Source organism: Glycomyces endophyticus, assembly GCF_039531525.1.
In the GTDB taxonomy this organism is placed as follows: domain Bacteria; phylum Actinomycetota; class Actinomycetes; order Mycobacteriales; family Micromonosporaceae; genus Glycomyces; species Glycomyces endophyticus.
In genome coordinates this window covers 347,742-362,943 of the sequence record NZ_BAAAQF010000010.1, presented here as the reverse complement: position 1 = coordinate 362,943, position 15,202 = coordinate 347,742, and the positions used below count along the sequence as shown (strand labels likewise).

Annotated in this window: 15 protein-coding genes; 11 read left to right on the top strand and 4 right to left on the bottom strand. The window is 73.4% G+C overall.

Features of this window, described 5'->3' with window-relative positions:
• The first annotated feature begins 19 nt into the window (after positions 1-19).
• From rpoZ to ABD419_RS15505, 4 genes are all read left to right on the top strand, one after another.
• Complete coding sequence (gene rpoZ, locus ABD419_RS15520) at positions 20-292, top strand: DNA-directed RNA polymerase subunit omega (protein ID WP_344487925.1); 273 nt, start codon at positions 20-22, stop codon at positions 290-292.
• 27 nt (positions 293-319) lie between these two features.
• A complete protein-coding gene (coaBC, locus tag ABD419_RS15515; protein ID WP_344487923.1) occupies positions 320-1,510 on the top strand; it encodes a bifunctional phosphopantothenoylcysteine decarboxylase/phosphopantothenate--cysteine ligase CoaBC in 1,191 nt (396 codons plus the stop codon).
• A gap of 131 nt (positions 1,511-1,641) precedes the next feature.
• Positions 1,642-2,835, top strand: a complete 1,194-nt coding sequence (gene metK, locus ABD419_RS15510; RefSeq protein WP_344487921.1) for a methionine adenosyltransferase — start codon at positions 1,642-1,644, stop codon at positions 2,833-2,835.
• A gap of 60 nt (positions 2,836-2,895) precedes the next feature.
• Positions 2,896-4,821 (top strand): primosomal protein N' family DNA-binding protein, encoded by a 1,926-nt coding sequence (locus ABD419_RS15505; RefSeq protein ID WP_425556073.1) that lies wholly within the window; start codon positions 2,896-2,898, stop codon positions 4,819-4,821.
• Here the strand turns inward: ABD419_RS15505 and ABD419_RS15500 are convergent.
• On the bottom strand, positions 4,818-5,060 hold the full coding sequence (locus tag ABD419_RS15500) for a hypothetical protein (RefSeq protein WP_344487917.1): 243 nt from the start codon (positions 5,058-5,060) through the stop codon (positions 4,818-4,820). The two genes, ABD419_RS15505 and ABD419_RS15500, sit on opposite strands and share 4 nt — an antisense overlap.
• Complete coding sequence (locus ABD419_RS15495; RefSeq protein ID WP_344487915.1) at positions 5,057-5,419, bottom strand: MerR family transcriptional regulator; 363 nt, start codon at positions 5,417-5,419, stop codon at positions 5,057-5,059. Before ABD419_RS15495 ends, ABD419_RS15500 begins: the two co-directional genes overlap by 4 nt.
• 60 nt (positions 5,420-5,479) lie before the next feature.
• Here ABD419_RS15495 and ABD419_RS15490 point away from each other — a divergent pair, with 60 nt between their 5' ends.
• The gene (locus ABD419_RS15490; protein WP_344487913.1) at positions 5,480-6,697 is read left to right on the top strand and encodes an MFS transporter; all 1,218 of its coding nucleotides are present in this window, start codon (positions 5,480-5,482) and stop codon (positions 6,695-6,697) included.
• On the opposite strand, the gene ABD419_RS15485 is transcribed toward ABD419_RS15490, so the two are convergent.
• A complete protein-coding gene (locus tag ABD419_RS15485; protein ID WP_344487911.1) occupies positions 6,649-9,168 on the bottom strand; it encodes an ATP-binding protein in 2,520 nt (839 codons plus the stop codon). The genes ABD419_RS15490 and ABD419_RS15485 overlap by 49 nt on opposite strands.
• Positions 9,169-9,304: 136 nt before the next feature.
• On the opposite strand from ABD419_RS15485, the gene ABD419_RS15480 reads away from it, so the two are divergent.
• Entirely contained in the window at positions 9,305-10,930 is a 1,626-nt protein-coding gene (locus ABD419_RS15480) for a hypothetical protein (protein ID WP_344487909.1), read from the top strand.
• Between the two features lie 7 nt (positions 10,931-10,937).
• Here ABD419_RS15480 and ABD419_RS15475 read toward each other — a convergent pair whose 3' ends face one another.
• Entirely contained in the window at positions 10,938-11,303 is a 366-nt protein-coding gene (locus tag ABD419_RS15475) for an iron chaperone (protein ID WP_344487907.1), read from the bottom strand.
• A 103-nt stretch (positions 11,304-11,406) separates the two neighbouring features.
• Between ABD419_RS15475 and ABD419_RS15470 the strand changes: the two genes are divergently transcribed.
• The 5 genes from ABD419_RS15470 (at position 11,407) to ABD419_RS15450 (ending at position 15,200) form a co-directional block, all read left to right on the top strand.
• Entirely contained in the window at positions 11,407-11,886 is a 480-nt protein-coding gene (locus ABD419_RS15470; protein WP_344487905.1) for a VOC family protein, read from the top strand.
• 112 nt (positions 11,887-11,998) lie between these two features.
• Positions 11,999-13,213 carry a sensor histidine kinase gene (locus ABD419_RS15465; RefSeq protein WP_344487903.1) on the top strand — a complete coding sequence of 405 codons (1,215 nt, stop codon included), beginning with the start codon at positions 11,999-12,001 and terminating at the stop codon, positions 13,211-13,213.
• Positions 13,210-13,851, top strand: a complete 642-nt coding sequence (locus tag ABD419_RS15460; protein ID WP_344487901.1) for a response regulator — start codon at positions 13,210-13,212, stop codon at positions 13,849-13,851. The genes ABD419_RS15465 and ABD419_RS15460 overlap by 4 nt, the downstream gene beginning before the upstream one ends.
• Before the next feature lie 114 nt (positions 13,852-13,965).
• A complete protein-coding gene (locus tag ABD419_RS15455) occupies positions 13,966-14,331 on the top strand; it encodes a GntR family transcriptional regulator (RefSeq protein ID WP_344487899.1) in 366 nt (121 codons plus the stop codon).
• Complete coding sequence (locus ABD419_RS15450; RefSeq protein ID WP_344487897.1) at positions 14,328-15,200, top strand: ATP-binding cassette domain-containing protein; 873 nt, start codon at positions 14,328-14,330, stop codon at positions 15,198-15,200. The genes ABD419_RS15455 and ABD419_RS15450 overlap by 4 nt, the downstream gene beginning before the upstream one ends.
• Positions 15,201-15,202 lie beyond the last annotated feature (2 nt).

Sequence of the window (15,202 nt, the reverse complement as noted above, 5' to 3'; positions counted from 1 at the left end):
GTCACACGAAGGACAACACGTGTCAGGGACTGTCGCCGACCCCGTCGGCATCACCAACCCGCCGATCGACGACCTGCTCGAGAAGAGCCAGTCGAAGTACCAGCTGGTCATCTACTCGGCCAAGCGGGCTCGTCAGATCAACGCCTACTACTCGCAGCTCGGCGAAGGCCTGCTGGAGTACGTCGGTCCGCTCGTCGAGACCACGCCCGAGGAGAAGCCGCTGTCGATCGCCATGCGCGAGCTCGACAAGGGCCTGCTCGAGACGAAGGCGTTCGACGACAACGAGGCCTAGCCGGCCCGATCGTCGAAGAGGGGTCAGTTGAACGTCGTCCTGGGCGTGTCGGGCGGCATCGCCGCCTACAAGGCGTGCATCCTGCTCCGCCTCATCAAGGAGTCCGGCCACGAGGTGACCGTGATCCCCACCGAGGCGGCGCTCAAGTTCGTCGGTGAAGCCACCTGGGAGGCCCTGTCGGGCCGCCCGGTGGCTTCCGGCGTGTTCTCCGACGTCTCCGAGGTCAAGCACGTGCGCCTCGGCCGGCAGGCCGACCTCGTCGTCGTCGCACCGGCCACCGCCGACCTGCTCGCGCGGGCCGCGCACGGCCGCGCCGACGACCTCCTCACCTCGACGCTGCTCACCGCCGCCTGCCCGGTGGTGTTCGCCCCGGCGATGCACACCGAGATGTGGGAGCACGCGGCCGTGCGCGCCAACGTCGCGCTGCTGCGTGAGCGCGGCAGCCACGTGGTCGAGCCCGACTCGGGGCGCCTCACCGGCGCCGACACCGGGCCCGGCCGCCTGCCCGAGCCGGAGTCGATCTTCGCGCTCCTCAAGGGCTTCCTCACGTCGCCGGCTCGCGACCTGGTGGGCCGCAAGGTCCTCGTCACCGCCGGCGGCACCCGCGAGCCGATCGACCCGGTCCGCTTCATCGGCAACCACTCGTCGGGCCGCCAGGGCATCGCCCTCGCCGCCGCGGCCGCCGCGCGCGGGGCCGAGGTCACGCTCATCGCCGCGCACGTCGACGCGCCGCTGCCCGCCGGCGTCCGCGTCGAGCGCGTGGGCACGACCGGCGAGCTGCACGAGGCCACGGTCAAGGCCGCCGTCGACGCCGACGCGATGGTCCTCGCCGCGGCCCCCGCCGACTTCACGCCCAAGTCCGCCTCCGACCGCAAGATCAAGCGCAAGGGCGACCTCGACCTCGCCCTGACGTCGACGCCGGACATCGCCGCCGCCGTCGGCCGGGCCAAGCGCCCCGAGCAGGTCCTCGTCGTCTTCGCGGCCGAGACCCACGACGGCCCCGAGCACGCCAGGGCCAAGCGCGAGGCGAAAGGCGCCGACCTGGTGGTGCTCAACGACGTCTCCGGCGGGGCCGTGTTCGGCAGCCTGGAGAACTCCGTCACTGTGTTCGACGCCGCCGGGCCCGTCGCCGCGCTCGACGAGACGTCGAAAGAACTGGTCGCGGACGCCGTATGGGACGCGGTGGCCGCTCGGCTCCCGCTGGGTGGACGCGCCTGACACCGCCGCTGCGCAGCGCGGCGACTTGGTGGGAAGATCTTGAACGCATAGACTTGTGAGCTGCGAAGTCAGTTGGAGTGCGCCGCTGGGCGGCGTGGCTGTGTTTTGAGCAATTGGTTATGAGGAGCGCCGTGGCACGTCGCCTGTTCACCTCCGAGTCGGTCACCGAAGGCCACCCGGACAAGATCGCGGACCAGATCTCCGACGGGATCCTGGACGCACTGCTGTCCGAGGACCCCGGGAGCCGCGTCGCGGTCGAGACCCTCATCACCACCGGCCAGGTGCACGTCGCCGGCGAGGTGACCACCCACGCGTACGCCGACATCCCGCGGATCGTCCGGGACACGATCCTGCGCATCGGCTACGACTCCTCCAAGAAGGGCTTCGACGGCGCCTCGTGCGGCGTGAACGTCTCGATCGGCGGCCAGAGCCCCGACATCGCCCAGGGCGTCGACAAGGCGTGGGAGTCCCGTGTGGACTCCGCCGTGAACGACGAGCTCGACCTCCAGGGCGCGGGCGACCAGGGCCTCATGTTCGGCTTCGCGTGCCGCGAGACCCCCGAGCTGATGCCGCTGCCGATCGCCCTGGCCCACCGCCTGTCCCAGCGCCTCACCGAGGTCCGCAAGGACGGCACCGTCCCCTACCTCCGCCCGGACGGCAAGACCCAGGTCACCATCGAGTACCAGGGGAACACGCCGGTCCGCCTCGACACGGTGGTCGTCTCCAGCCAGCACGCGCCCGACATCTCGCTCGACTCGCTGCTGTCGCCCGACGTCGCCGAGCACGTGATCGCCCCGGTCGTCTCCGGGCTCGACCTCGACATCGACGAGTACAAGCTCCTGGTGAACCCGACCGGCCGCTTCGAGATCGGCGGCCCGATGGGCGACGCCGGCCTCACCGGCCGCAAGATCATCGTCGACACCTACGGCGGCTACGCCCGCCACGGCGGCGGCGCGTTCTCCGGCAAGGACCCGTCGAAGGTCGACCGCTCCGCCGCGTACGCCGCCCGCTGGGTCGCCAAGAACGTCGTGGCCGCCGGCCTCGCCGAGCGCTGCGAGGTCCAGGTCGCCTACGCGATCGGCAAGTCCAAGCCCGTCAGCGTCGCCGTCGACGCCCAGGGCACCGAGACCGTCGACCCGGCGCTCATCGAGAAGGCCGTCCTGGAGGTCTTCGACCTCCGCCCGGCCGCGATCATCCGCGACCTCAACCTGATCCGCCCGATCTACTCCCAGACCGCGGCCTACGGCCACTTCGGCCGCGAGCTGCCGGAGTTCACCTGGGAGGCGACCGACCGCGCCGCCGCGCTCAAGGAAGCCGTCTCCTAGCGCCGCCGCAGCTTCGCGCCGGGCGCCTCCGTCGTCGGAGGCGCCCGGTATTTTTATCGGATGACGGAGTCGGCGGCGAGATATGCGGCGGTGTGCGTGGACCACCCGCTGCCGCAGCTCAACCAGCTGTTCGACTACCGGATCCCGGTTGAGCTCGCCGACGCGGTGGTGCCCGGGTGCCGCGTCTCGGTGCGGTTCAGCAACCGCCGGCTCAAGGGCACCGTGCTCGCCGTGCGCGACCACGCGGACTTCGCCGGGAAGATCCTCCCGATCCTCGACGTGCTCCCGCCCGGCCCGGTCCTGACGGCCGAGGTCGCCGAGCTGGCGCAGCGGATCGCCGACCGGTACGCGGGCAACCTCGCCGACGTCCTCCGCCTGGCGCTGCCGGAGCGGAAGATCCGCGTCGAGAAGGAGGAGCCGGCCGCCCTGCTGCCGGTGGCCGCGCCGAGCCTGGATCACTGGGATAGATATATCGCGGGCGAGGCATTCCTGCGCGCCGTCCACGACGGCAAGGCCCCCCGGATCGTCTGGAGCGCCCTCCCCGGCGAGGACTGGGCCCTGCGGCTGGCCGAGGCCGCCGCTGCGGCCGCCGAATCCGGCCGGGGTGCACTGCTGGTGGTCCCCGACCAGTACGACCTCGAGCGCCTCGACAGGGCCCTCCACGAGGTGCTCGGGCCGGACCGCCACGTGACCGTCTCCAACGCCATGGGCCCGACCCCGCGGTACCGGTCCTTCCTCAAGGCGCTGCGCGGCGAGGTCCGCATCGTCGCCGGGACGCAGGTCGCGATGTTCGCGCCCGTCGCCGACCTCGGCCTGGTCGCCGTCTGGGACGACGGCGACAAGAACCTCATCAGCCTCCACGCCCCCTACCCGCACGCCCGCGAGGTCCTGCTCACCCGGGCCGAGCTCGCCGGGGCCGCCTGCATCGTCGGCGGCTTCGCGCGCACCGCGCAGGCGCAGCTCCTGGTCGAGACCCGCTGGGCCGTCTCGGCCGCGGGCCGCCGCGAGGCCCTGCGCGCCGCCGCGCCCCGCGTCGTCCCCATCGGCGACGACGCCGACCTCAAGATCGACCCGTCCAGCTCCACCGCGCGCCTGCCGTCCGTCGCCTGGGAGGCCGCCCGCAAGGCCATCGGCGCCGACCTCCCCGTCCTGCTCCAGGTGCCGCGCCGCGGGTACGTCCCGGCCGTCTCCTGCCAGCGCTGCCGCACCCGCGCGCTGTGCCCCGAGTGCACCGGCCCGCTGCGCCTGACCGGTCCGCGCCGGCCGCCGGTCTGCACCTGGTGCGGGCGCGTGGACGACCCGCACCGCTGCGAGGAGTGCGGCTCGAACCGCATCCGGGCCGTGGTCATCGGGGCCGCGCGCACCGCCGAGGAGATCGCGAGCGCGTTCCCCGGCGTCGAGGTGGTCGAGTCGAACGCCTCGGAGCGCCTCGACACGATCCCGTCCGGCGCGCGGGTCGTCGTCTCCACCCCGGGGGTCGAACCCCTCGCGCCGCAGGGCTACGGCGCGGTGCTGCTGGTCGACACGTGGGCGCAGCTGACCAAGGCCGAGCTGACTGCCTCTGAAGAGGCCCTGCGGATCTGGATGAACGCGGTGGCGCTGTGCGCCCCCGGCGGCACCGCGGTGGTCACCGCCGACGGCGGGCTCCAGGTGGTCCAGGCGCTGATCCGCTGGGACTCGGCGTGGTTCGCGGTCCAGGAGCTGGCCGACCGCGCCGAGCTCGGGTTCCCGCCGGTGATGAAGTTCGCGGCGCTGACCGGGCTCAACGGCGAGGCCGAGAAGCTCGCCGCCGACCTCCCCGCCGATCTCGGTGTCGAGGCCATCGGGCCGATCCCGGTCGACGAGCACCACGAGCGGCTGCTGCTGCGGGTGCGCCGCCGCGACGGCGCGGCCCTGGCCGCGGTCCTCGCGAAGGCGGCGGCCGAGCGCTCGGGGGCGAAGGCGGAGCAGGTCCGCATCCAGATCGACCCGCGCGAGATCGCCTAGGCGCGTTCGCGTCCCGATCGCAGCGCGTGCCAGGCCGCCTTGAGGCGCTCGCGGAGGAACCAGGCGGCGGCGACGGCGATGAGGACGAAGGGGATCGCGATCGGCAGCACGGTGGTGAAGCCGAGGACGACGACGAGGGCTTCGACGCCGATGAGCGAGATGACGCCCATGTAGCCGACGACGGTGAGGGTCTGGGCCCGGACGAGGAGGGCGAGCGCGGCGTCGCGGAGCCGCCTCACGCGGGGCCGCTGACGCGTTCGAGGTAGGCGGCGATGGCGTCGCGGTTCTTGAGGACGCACTCGGCCTTGCGGGTCATGCGGTCGCGCTGCTCGGCGAGCTGGGCGAGCATCTCGGGGTCGGGGACCGGGAAGTAGATCTCCTCGGGGCCGCCGAGGCAGGGGAGGATCTGCTTGATGATCTTGACGGGGACGCCGGCGTCGAGGAGGCCGCGGATCTGGCGGACGCGGTCGACGACGGCCTCGGGGAAGTCGCGGTAGCCGTTGGGGGTGCGCTCGGCGGTGATGAGCCCGTGCTGCTCGTAGTAGCGCAGCATCCGGGTGGGGGCGCCGGTGCGCTCCGCCAGTTCGCCGATCCTCATATGGCCCGCCTCACTCCGACTGGACTCTGACATTAGTGTCAAGGTTAGACGCTGTTTCTCATGAGCGAAACGACCCTCTCCGCGCCCGAGGCGCCGCCGCGCGAGCGGCTGCCCCTCTTCGGGCTCCTCGCGCTGTCGACGGCGGTGTTCATCACCGTCATCACCGAGTCCCTGCCGGCCGGGCTGCTGCCGGGGATGCGCGCGAGCCTCGGCGTCGGCGAGGCCGCGATGGGCCAGGCGGTGACCGTGTACGCGATCGGCACGGCCCTGACGGTGATCCCGCTGTCGGCGCTGACCGCCGGATGGGGCCGCAAGCCGGTGCTGCTGACGGCGATGGCCGGGTTCGTGGTCGCCAACACCGTCACCGCCCTCTCCTCCGACTACGCGCTGACCATGGGCGCGCGGTTCGTCGCGGGCATGGCCGCGGGCCTGTCGTGGGCGCTCATGGTCGGGTATGCGCGCCGCCTCGCCCCGAAGGGCATGGAGGGCAGGGCGATCGCGATCGTGATGGCGGGCATCCCGCTGGCGCTGGCGCTCGGGGTCCCGGTGGGGACGTTCATCGGCGGGGCCCTGGGCTGGCGGGAGTCGTTCGGGGTCATGTCGGCCCTGGCGGTGCTGTCGATCGTGTGGATCTCGCTGGTCGTGCCGGACTTCCCGGGGCAGCGGGCGGGGCAGCGCACGCCGGTCCTGCGGGCGCTGGCGATCCCGGGGGTCCCGGCGATCATGGCGGTCATCGCGGTCTACGTCGTCGGGTACAACGTGCTGTACACGTACATCGCGGCGTTCCTGGAGCGGTTCGGGATGGGCGGGTCGATCGACCGGGCGCTGCTGGTGTTCGGTCTGGCGTCGATCGCGAGCATCTGGATCACCGGTGCGCACATCGACCGGCGGCTGCGTTTGCTGACGATCGCCGCGACGGTCCTGACCGGTCTCGCCGCCGCGGCCCTGGCGGTGTTCGCGGAGGTCCCGGCCCTGGTCTACGTGGCGATCGCCCTGTGGGGCCTGGGCCACGGCGGGGTGCCGACGCTGCTGCAGACCGCGGCCGGGCAGGCGGGGGCGAAGGCCGCGGACACCGTGCAGGCGGCGGTCGTGACCTTGTGGAACGCGGCGACGGCCGCGGGCGGGGCCCTCGGCGGGCTGCTGCTGGTCCGGTTCGGGCCGCTGTCGCTGGCGTGGACCGTCGCGGTCCTGGCGGTGCCGATCCTCGTCGTCGTGGTCGGCGCCCGCCGTCACGGGTTCCCGAGGCCGAGGAGGTCGATCAGCTCGGCGGCCTCGTAGGTCCCGATGGACCGGTGCAGGCGCAGTGCCCGGGCCCACTCGGTCCGGGCGGCGGCGCGGTCGCCCGCGGCCGCGAGGGCGTTGCCGAGGCCGTGGCGGGCCCGGGCCTCCTCGTAGGGGTCGGGTGCGGCCTCGGCGAGGTCGAGCACTTCGCGGTGGAGGTGCTCGGCGGTCGCGGGCTCGCCGAGCACGGTGAACGTGTACCCGGTGTTGTTGAGGACCTCCATGCGCAGCTCGACGCTGGGGACGGTCGCGGTCGCGTCGAGGGCGAGCCTGGCGGTCGCGGCCGCCTCCTCGTCGAGTCCCTGGCAGGCGCGGGCGTACGCGAGCCTGCTCCGGATGAACGCCTCGCCGAGTTCGTCGCCGCACTCGCGGGAGGCGTCGAGCGCCCGTTCGAGCAGGTCGGCGGCGGTGCCGTGGTCGTGGCCGCGGAGCTTGACGCGGGCCAGGCCCGCCAGGGCCGCGCCGAGGTTCTGGGTCCAGCCGCGGTCGGCGAAGGCTTTGACGGACCGCTCGAAGCCGGTCTCGGCGCTCGCGTTGTCGCCGGCGAGCAGGTCGAGGTGGGCCAGGTCGTCGAGGGCGTTCGCCTCGCGGTCGGCGTCGCCGAGTTCGCGGAAGCCCGCGGCGACCTCGGTCGCGCACCGGCGCGCCTCGTCGAGGCGCCACCGCTGGCTGTGGCACCAGCCCAGGCTCGCGACGGCGATGAGCTCGGCCTCGCGGTTCCCGAGGTCGGCGGCCAGGTCCCGGGCCTCGGTGAGCGTCTGCTCGGCCTCGTCGAGGTCGCCGAGGGCCCGGAGGGTGGAGCCGATCTGGTAGAGCACGGTGGCCTCGTGGGCGCGGTCGCCTTCGGACCGGTCGGCCGCGAGGGCCGTGGTGAGGCCGGTGAGCGCCTCGGCGCGCAGGCCCCGCAGGTACTGGTAGCGCCAGAGCGCGGCGGCCAGGCGGCTGGCGTGGCGGGCGTGCCCGGCGGCCGCGGCGTGCTGCACGGTCTCGGCGAGGATCCCGTGGCGGGCGTCGAGCCACTCCAGGGCGTCGTCGGGGCGCTCGAACCGGGGGGCGGGCGGGGCGGTCGCGGCCGGGGCCTCGGTCTCGAGTCCGAACAGGACCGGCCAGGTCGCGGCCACGGCCGCGGTGAGCCAGTCGTAGAGCCGCTCGCGGGCGCCGGCGCCGTCCGGCAGGGCCGCGGCGTGCTCCCTCGCGTAGGCCCGCACCAGGTCGTGCACGTCCCAGCGGCCGTCCCCGGCCGCCGTCACGAGGTGCACGCCCGCGAGGCGCCGCAGCGCCGCGTCCGCCTCCGGCACGCCTATTCCGGCGAGGGCGGCGATCCCGGCGGACTCGAACTCGGTCGCCGGGTGGAGTCCGACGGCGTCGAGGACGTCGCGGTCGGCCGCGTCCAGGCGCCCGCGCGTCAGGTCCAGGCACGCGCGCAGCCCCGCCGCCTCGTCCCCGGGCAGGTCCAGGTTCGCCAAGGGCGCCTGCGCGATCCGGTCGCGCAGCTCCCCGATGGACTGCTCGGGGTGGGCGAGGGTCTGGCACGCGGCCAGGCGCAGCGCGAGCGGCAGGTCCCCGCAGGCGGCCGCGAGCCCGCGCGCGGCCTCGGGGTCGGTGGCGACCCGGCCGCGCCCGATCATCGCGTCGAGGAGGTCCATGGACTCCTCGCGGGTGAGCGGCGCGAGGCGCAGGTGCGGCACGCCGTGGGTCGCGGTGAGCCCGAACAGGTCGGTGCGGGCGGTGATGAGCGCGGTCGAGCCTCCGGTGCCGGGGAGGAGGTCGCGCAGCTGCTCGGGGCTGCGCGCGTTGTCGAGGACGACGAGCACCCTGCGGTGGCCCAGGAGCGAGCGGAACATCGCGGCCCGCTCGTCGCCGTCGGCGGGGATCTCCTCGGGACCGGTGCCGAGCGCGGTCAGGAACCGGTGCAGCACCGGCCCGGGCGCGAGCGGGTCGGTGCCCGAGAAGCCGCGCAGGTCCACGTACAGGTGCCCGTCGGGGAACGCGTCGAGCGCCCGGTGCGCCCAGTGCAGCGCCAGCGCGGTCTTGCCGATCCCGGCGGGCCCGGCGAGGACGACCGCGCGCGGCGCGGCCGCCTGGAGGTGCTCGTCGATGAGGTGCAGCTCCCGCTCGCGGCCGGTGAACGCGTGCGGGGCGGAGGGGAGCTGGCGGGGGACCAGGCCCGTGTCGGCGACGTCGGCGGCGCTGATGCGCGCGCACTGCGCCAGCCAGGTCTCCACAGTGGCCTCGTCGCCGCCGCAGGCCCGCACGAGCGCGGCCACGACCTCGGCGCGCGGGACCGCGTCCCGGTTGAGCACGGCCGCCAGCGTGCTGGTGGGAAGCCAGTCGCCGCGGTCGCGGGCGCGGCGACTCACTTCGCGGATGCTCAGTCCGGAGGCCGCGCGCAGCTCGCGCAGCAGCGCGACGAGCTGCGGCGCCGAGCCGGCCGAGGAGGGGTCCAGACCGTCGAGGGGATGACGCACCCCGCCGATTCTACCGGCGGCTGCATCGACGGCGGTCCCTGTCCCGGACGATCCGGGACACCCGGAGCACTTGCGCCCCAACCTGCTCGGTGCTGCACTCGATACGAATCCCTCATGCTGCGAAAGGCGGTGCGCCGTGGCCGGTTACATCGAAGGCCCCGACCACTCGGCGACGAACGTGAAGCCCGCGCTCGACCGCTTCTGGGAGGCGCTCATCAAGCGGTGGCAGCGGGAGGCGGCGCGGTCCTTCCTGTCGCAGGAGGCCGTCAGCACCGGCATCGTGGTGAACCCGGACGCGAAGCTGGAGTGGCCGTACCTGCGGAAGCCCGCCGTCGACCTGCACCGCAGCGTGTGCGACTACATCCAGTGGGTGCAGGGCCCCGACGGCACCACGACGCCGATGTTCTGCAAAGGCCGCATGCCCGCGAGCGCTCCGGCGACGATGTCGGGCGACATCACCTGCCCGCTGCCGCAGATCATGGGCGCCGTGCACGGCTGGGCGAAGACCGAGCGCGACGCGATCGAGCGGAAGGTCCTGAAGTTCGACGCCCAGGAGCTGCCCGAGCTCGACACGGCGTACGCCGCGCTCAAGGGCCTGTACGAGACCATCGCCGAGGCGGGCCCGGCGCCGGACGGGAGCCGGACCGGCCAGGGCGGCAGCCTCTCGGGGACCGTCGCCGACCTGTCCGACGGGGACGGGACCTCCCAGCACTGGTGGGTCGAGTGGAGCGGGCTCGCCGCCGACGCGTTCAAGGGCGGGTTCCTCATGTCCACCCTGCCGACCCTGGCCAACCACCGCGTGCTCGCGGTCGAGCTGGCGAAGCTCGTCCACTTCCGGTCGGGGATCATCCAGATGGGGCGCAACGACACCCTCCACCTGATCAACCAGGCCGCGACCGGACTGGGCGCCACCGGGCCCGCCAAGGACGGGAACGCCTGGGTGGTCCTGGAGGGCCTCGCGAAGGTCCTCGCGTTCGCCAAGGGCCCCGGGGAGGCGGCGGGCAAGGCCCTCGACCTGATCGCGTTCCTCGGCGAGCAGATCCTCCCGGCGCGCGACACGGTCAAGTACACCGGGGACCACCGCACGATCGTCAGGGACCTCTCGCAGCACATGGACACCCTCCGCGACGGCGTCGACGCCAAGGAGGTCGAGTACCAGACCGGCACCCGCGACCTCCGGTCCGCACTCGACGCCGTGGGCTCCTTCGACCTGGAGCTGTACGACCTCACGAAGAACGACGGGCAAGGCCGGCGCAGCGACGAGGAACGAGAGCCGGAGGACCGCCAGGGGTTCACGGCCGACACCGCCAAGCTCCTCGAACTCGCCGCGAAGCTCGGCCTCGCCGCGGGCGCGTACGAGCAGCTGCCCGCACGGCTCGAACCGGTCAGGGCCGCCGCCGGCCACTTCACCGACCGCGAGGGGAACGCCACGCCCGCCGACGCCGACGTCCTCGCGATGGTCGAGGAGTTCGGCGGCTTCCTCGCCACGACCGCGGGACGGTACTACCTGGCCCGCGACCAGGTGTCCGGCGCCGCCGAGGACTACGAGGCCTCCGACGGCGACGTCTCCAAGGCCTTCACCGAGCTCCTGGGGCGCTTCGAGGACAGCGCCGGCGGCAGGCAGCGGCCCGCCGAGGACTTCGACCCCGGCGAGCAGGCCGCCGAGACCGACCGCGCCGCCACCGCCGACGACGACCCGTACTCGAACGCCACCGGGCAGGTCTACGAGACCACCGCGCACGCCGAGGACCGCGCCGCCTGAGCCCCGGTCAGCAGATCGAGCCGCGGGTGTCCGCCGTCGCGCGGGCCAGGTCCCGGACGAGGTCGAGGTCCACCTTCGCGGGGCTGGAGAACCGCAGGCAGCCCTTGCCCATGTCGTGCCCGGCGAGGCGGTCGGCGAACAGGTCCTTGAGGTCGGGCCGCAGCAGGTAGACCGAGATGTACCGCTTCTGGGACGCGAAGCCGACCTCGGTCTCGCCGTCGCGCGCGTAGCAGGGCATGCCGTAGGCCATGACCTCCTCGAACCCGTCCAGTTCGGCCCGCATGACCTCGCGGATCGCGGTCACCGCCTCGCGGCGGCCGTCGGGGAGTTCCGCCAGGTAGGCGTCCACGGTCTCGGCTGCGCTGCTCACCATCGGACCAACGTATCCCGGCGCCGCCGCGGAGCGATGAGTTTCGCCGCGCGGTCTCGTCAGAACTGATGCAATCGGTTCTGACCCGTTCGGAAGGACGCGACCAATGCAGAAGATCGTCACCAACATCTGGTACACCGACGGCGCCGCGCAGGAGGCCGCCGAGTTCTACACCTCCCTGTTCGACGACGGGAAGATCACCGGGAGCATCCCGTACGTCGAGGACGCGCACGGCGAGCCCGGGACCGCGATGGTCGTCAACTTCGAACTCGCCGGCCAGCAGTTCACCGGGATCAACGGCGATGCCTCCGCCAAGCACGACCACGCCATGTCCCTGCTCGTCAACTGCGACGGCCAGGAGGAGATCGACCGCCTCTGGGCCGCGTTCCTCGGGAACGGCGGCAAGGAGATCGAGTGCGGCTGGGTCGCCGACAAGTGGGGCGTCAACTGGCAGGTGTGGTCCACCGAGGCCGAGCGGTACGTCGGCGGGCCCGACAAGGCCGGCGCCGAGCGCGCCGTCAAGGCAATGTACGGCATGAAGAAGATCGACCTCCAGGGCCTCAAGGACGCCTACGAGGGGAAGTAGCGGCCCGACCCGGTCCCCCGGGCGGGGGACCGGGCCCGCCCGCGCGAGGGAGGCGCCGCCCCCGCGCGCCCGGCACGCTGGAGCGGTGAACGTCCGCTGGCACAATGGCCCCATGCGCCTCCTCGCCCCGCTCCGGTCCGGGGCCACCTACCGCGGGTGGGTCTGGCTCATCCTCGGCGGCGCCCTCATGATGCCGTTCATGCTGGTCGGCGCCATCGGCTACAACTGGTTCCACCCCGAGTCCGGATTCGAGGGCGCCCTGCACCCGGTGGTGTTCGCCGCCGTCGTCCCGCTCGTCGCCGCCGTCTCCCTCCTCCTGCCCGACCGCGAGGTCGAGCGCACCGCGGCCCGCCGCCTCCTCGGCGCCGAGTTCACCTCGCCCGCCGACGACACCTGGAACTCGCGCTGGCGCACCGGCTGCTGGTTCACCCTGCACGCGGTCGTCGGCGGCGTCCTCAGCGGCGTCACGCTCGCGCTCGCGCCGTTCACGGTGTACCTCGTCGTCAACGGCGCCCGCACCGTGTTCGGCGGCGAGCCCACCGGGGTGTACGCCGGCTGGATCGCCCAGTGGGGGCTGCTCACCGGGCCGGTCCTGCTCGCCGCGCTCGCCTACGCGGTCGCCGCGGCCGCCGCGGGCATGCGGGCCCTCGCCCCCGGCCTGCTCGGGCAGGGCGCGGCCGACCGGCTCGCCGCCTCCCGCGCCGAGGCCGCCCGCCTCGCCGCCCGCAACCGCATCGCCCGCGAACTCCACGACTCGGTCGGGCACGCCCTCTCGGTGGTCGTGGTCCAGTCCGAGGCCGCCTCGCGCCTCATCGGCGCCGACCCCGAGTTCGCCTCCCGGGCCATGGCCGCGGTCGGCGAGACCGCCCGCGGCGCCCTCGCCGAGCTCGACGCCGTCATCGGCGCCCTCCGCGAGGACCGCGAGCGGCCCCGCGGCCCCCAGAAGGACCTCGCCGACCTCGAGGCGCTCGCCGCCGAATGCGGCGTCGAGGTCGACCTGCACGTCGCCGGCGACCGGGACGCCGTGGGCCGCTTGACCTCCCGCGAGGCCTACCGGATCGTCCAGGAGGCCCTCACCAACGTCCTGCGCCACGCCGACGAGCCGCGCGCCGCCGTGCGCCTCGACATCGGCGACGAGGTCGCGGTCCTCGTCGCCAGCCCCGCCGCCCGCCGGCCCCGCCCGCGCCCGGGCGGGCACGGCCTCATCGGCACCGCCGAGCGGGCCGCCGTCCTCGGCGGCACCGCCGCCGCCGAGTGGACCGCGCCGACCGCCGCCGACCCCGGGACCTGGACCGTCCGCGCCGCACTGCCGAAAGGGAACGCATGACCGCGCCGCTGCGCATCGCCCTCGTCGACGACGAGGCGCTCATCCGCTCCGGGTTCGCCGCCGTCATCGGCGCCGAACCCGACCTCGACGTCGTCGCCGAAGGCGCCGACGGGATCGACGCGCTCGCCATCGCCCGCTCCGGGCGCGCCGACGTCATCCTCATGGACGTGCGGATGCCCAAGGTCGACGGCATCGAGGCCACCGCCCGCATCGCCGCCGAGCTCGCCGACCCGCCGAAGATCCTGGTCGTCACCACCTTCGACAACGACGAGTACGTCTGGTCCGCGCTCCGCGCCGGCGCCGACGGGTTCCTGCTCAAGCGCACCCGCCTCGAAGACCTCCTCGCGGCCGTCCGCCTGGTCGCCCGCACCGACGCGCTCCTGTTCCCCGAGGCCGTCCGCCGCCTCGCCGCCGCGGTCCCGGCCCGCACCGCGCCCAAGGGCATCGGCGACCTCAGCGACCGCGAGCGCGAGGTGCTCGCGCTGGCCGCCCGGGGCCTGTCGAACGCCGAGATCGCCGCCGAGCTGTTCCTCGGCCGCGAGACCGTCAAGACCCACCTGAGCAGCGTCTACATGAAGCTCGGCGTCCGCGACCGGACCCAGGCCGTCATCGCCGCCTACGAAGGCGGCCTCGTCTAGCGATCCCACTGAACCCGGGGCTTCCGGCCCCGGGTTCATTCGTGCTATGGTTCATTAGTCAAGTAATGAACCTCTGAACCAATGAACCCGTTCCCACTCACGTTAGGAGGCGAGATGTTCGATGACGGCACGCCGATCTATCGGCAGATCGCCGATCAGATCAAGGCCGAGATCATGAACGGATCGCTCGAACCGGGAGGCAAGGTCATGTCGACCAACCAGTACGCCGCGTTCTACCAGATCAACCCGGCCACCGCCCAGAAGGCGTTCCGGGAGCTGGTCGACGAGGGCGTCCTCTACAAGCAGCGCGGGGTCGGCATGTTCGTCGCCGACGACGCCCGCGACCGGCTCGCGTCGGACTTCCGCGAGCGCTTCTTCGAACGCGTCCTGGCCCCCCTCGTCCGCGAGGCCCGCCAGGCCGGCATCCCCCTGACCGACATCATCGACTACCTCCGAGCACAGGAAGGCGCCCTCCAATGAGCTTCGCCATCACCCTCCGCAGCGTCACCCTGAAGTACGGCGCCGAGGACGCCCTCGCCGACGTCGACCTCGAGCTCGAAGCCGGCAAGATCTACGGCCTGCTCGGCCGCAACGGCGCCGGCAAGACCAGCCTCCTCAGCCTCGTCGCCGCGTTCCGCCGGCCCACCACCGGCGAGGTCCTCATCGGCGGGGAGCCGGTGTGGGAGAACGCCCCCGTCGTCTCCCGCGTCGCCCTCATCCGCGAAGGCGGCGACTTCGACGACACCGAGACCGTCAAGGCCATCATCGAGTCCGGCACGATCCGGCCCTCCTTCGACGCCGACTACGCGTTCAAGCTCGCCGAGCGCTTCGAACTGCCCCTCAAGAAGCGCGTCAGCGCCCTCTCCCGCGGCAAGCGCTCGGTCCTGGCCGCGGTCTGCGGCCTCGCCGCCCGCGCCGAGCTCACCATGTTCGACGAGGTCCACCTCGGCATGGACGCCCCCACCCGGGACGCGTTCTACAAGGAGCTCCTCGCCGAGTACATGGAGCGCCCGCACACGATCGTGCTCTCCACCCACCTCATCGACGAGGTCGCCAACTACCTCGAGGAGGTCGTCATCGTCGACCGCGGCCGCATCCTGCGCCACGCCGACATCGAGGCCTTCCAGGGCATGGGCGCCACCCTCACCGGCCCGGCCGACGCCGTCGACGCCCTCGGCCTCGCCGCCCTCGCCGAGCAGCGCCTCGGCGGCACCAAGAGCATCACCGTCGCCGAGCCCCTCGACGCCGCGACCCGCGAGCGCGCGGCCGCCGGCGGCGTGGAGATCGGCCCCGTCGGCCTCCAGGACCTCTTCATCCACCTGACCGACCCGAACCGGAACGGAGCCTGACC

Bases quoted from the DNA above. Each gene is read 5' to 3' on its own strand.
- ABD419_RS15465 (WP_344487903.1), top strand. From the start codon at position 11,999: ATGCGCCTCCTCGCCCCGCTCCGGTCCGGGGCCACCTACCGCGGGTGG.
- ABD419_RS15450 (WP_344487897.1), top strand. From the start codon at position 14,328: ATGAGCTTCGCCATCACCCTCCGCAGCGTCACCCTGAAGTACGGCGCC.
- ABD419_RS15475 (WP_344487907.1), bottom strand. From the start codon at position 11,303: ATGGTGAGCAGCGCAGCCGAGACCGTGGACGCCTACCTGGCGGAACTC.
- ABD419_RS15460 (WP_344487901.1), top strand. From the start codon at position 13,210: ATGACCGCGCCGCTGCGCATCGCCCTCGTCGACGACGAGGCGCTCATC.
- ABD419_RS15495 (WP_344487915.1), bottom strand. From the start codon at position 5,419: ATGAGGATCGGCGAACTGGCGGAGCGCACCGGCGCCCCCACCCGGATG.
- ABD419_RS15505 (WP_425556073.1), top strand. From the start codon at position 2,896: ATGACGGAGTCGGCGGCGAGATATGCGGCGGTGTGCGTGGACCACCCG.
- ABD419_RS15455 (WP_344487899.1), top strand. From the start codon at position 13,966: ATGTTCGATGACGGCACGCCGATCTATCGGCAGATCGCCGATCAGATC.
- ABD419_RS15490 (WP_344487913.1), top strand. From the start codon at position 5,480: ATGAGCGAAACGACCCTCTCCGCGCCCGAGGCGCCGCCGCGCGAGCGG.
- ABD419_RS15470 (WP_344487905.1), top strand. From the start codon at position 11,407: ATGCAGAAGATCGTCACCAACATCTGGTACACCGACGGCGCCGCGCAG.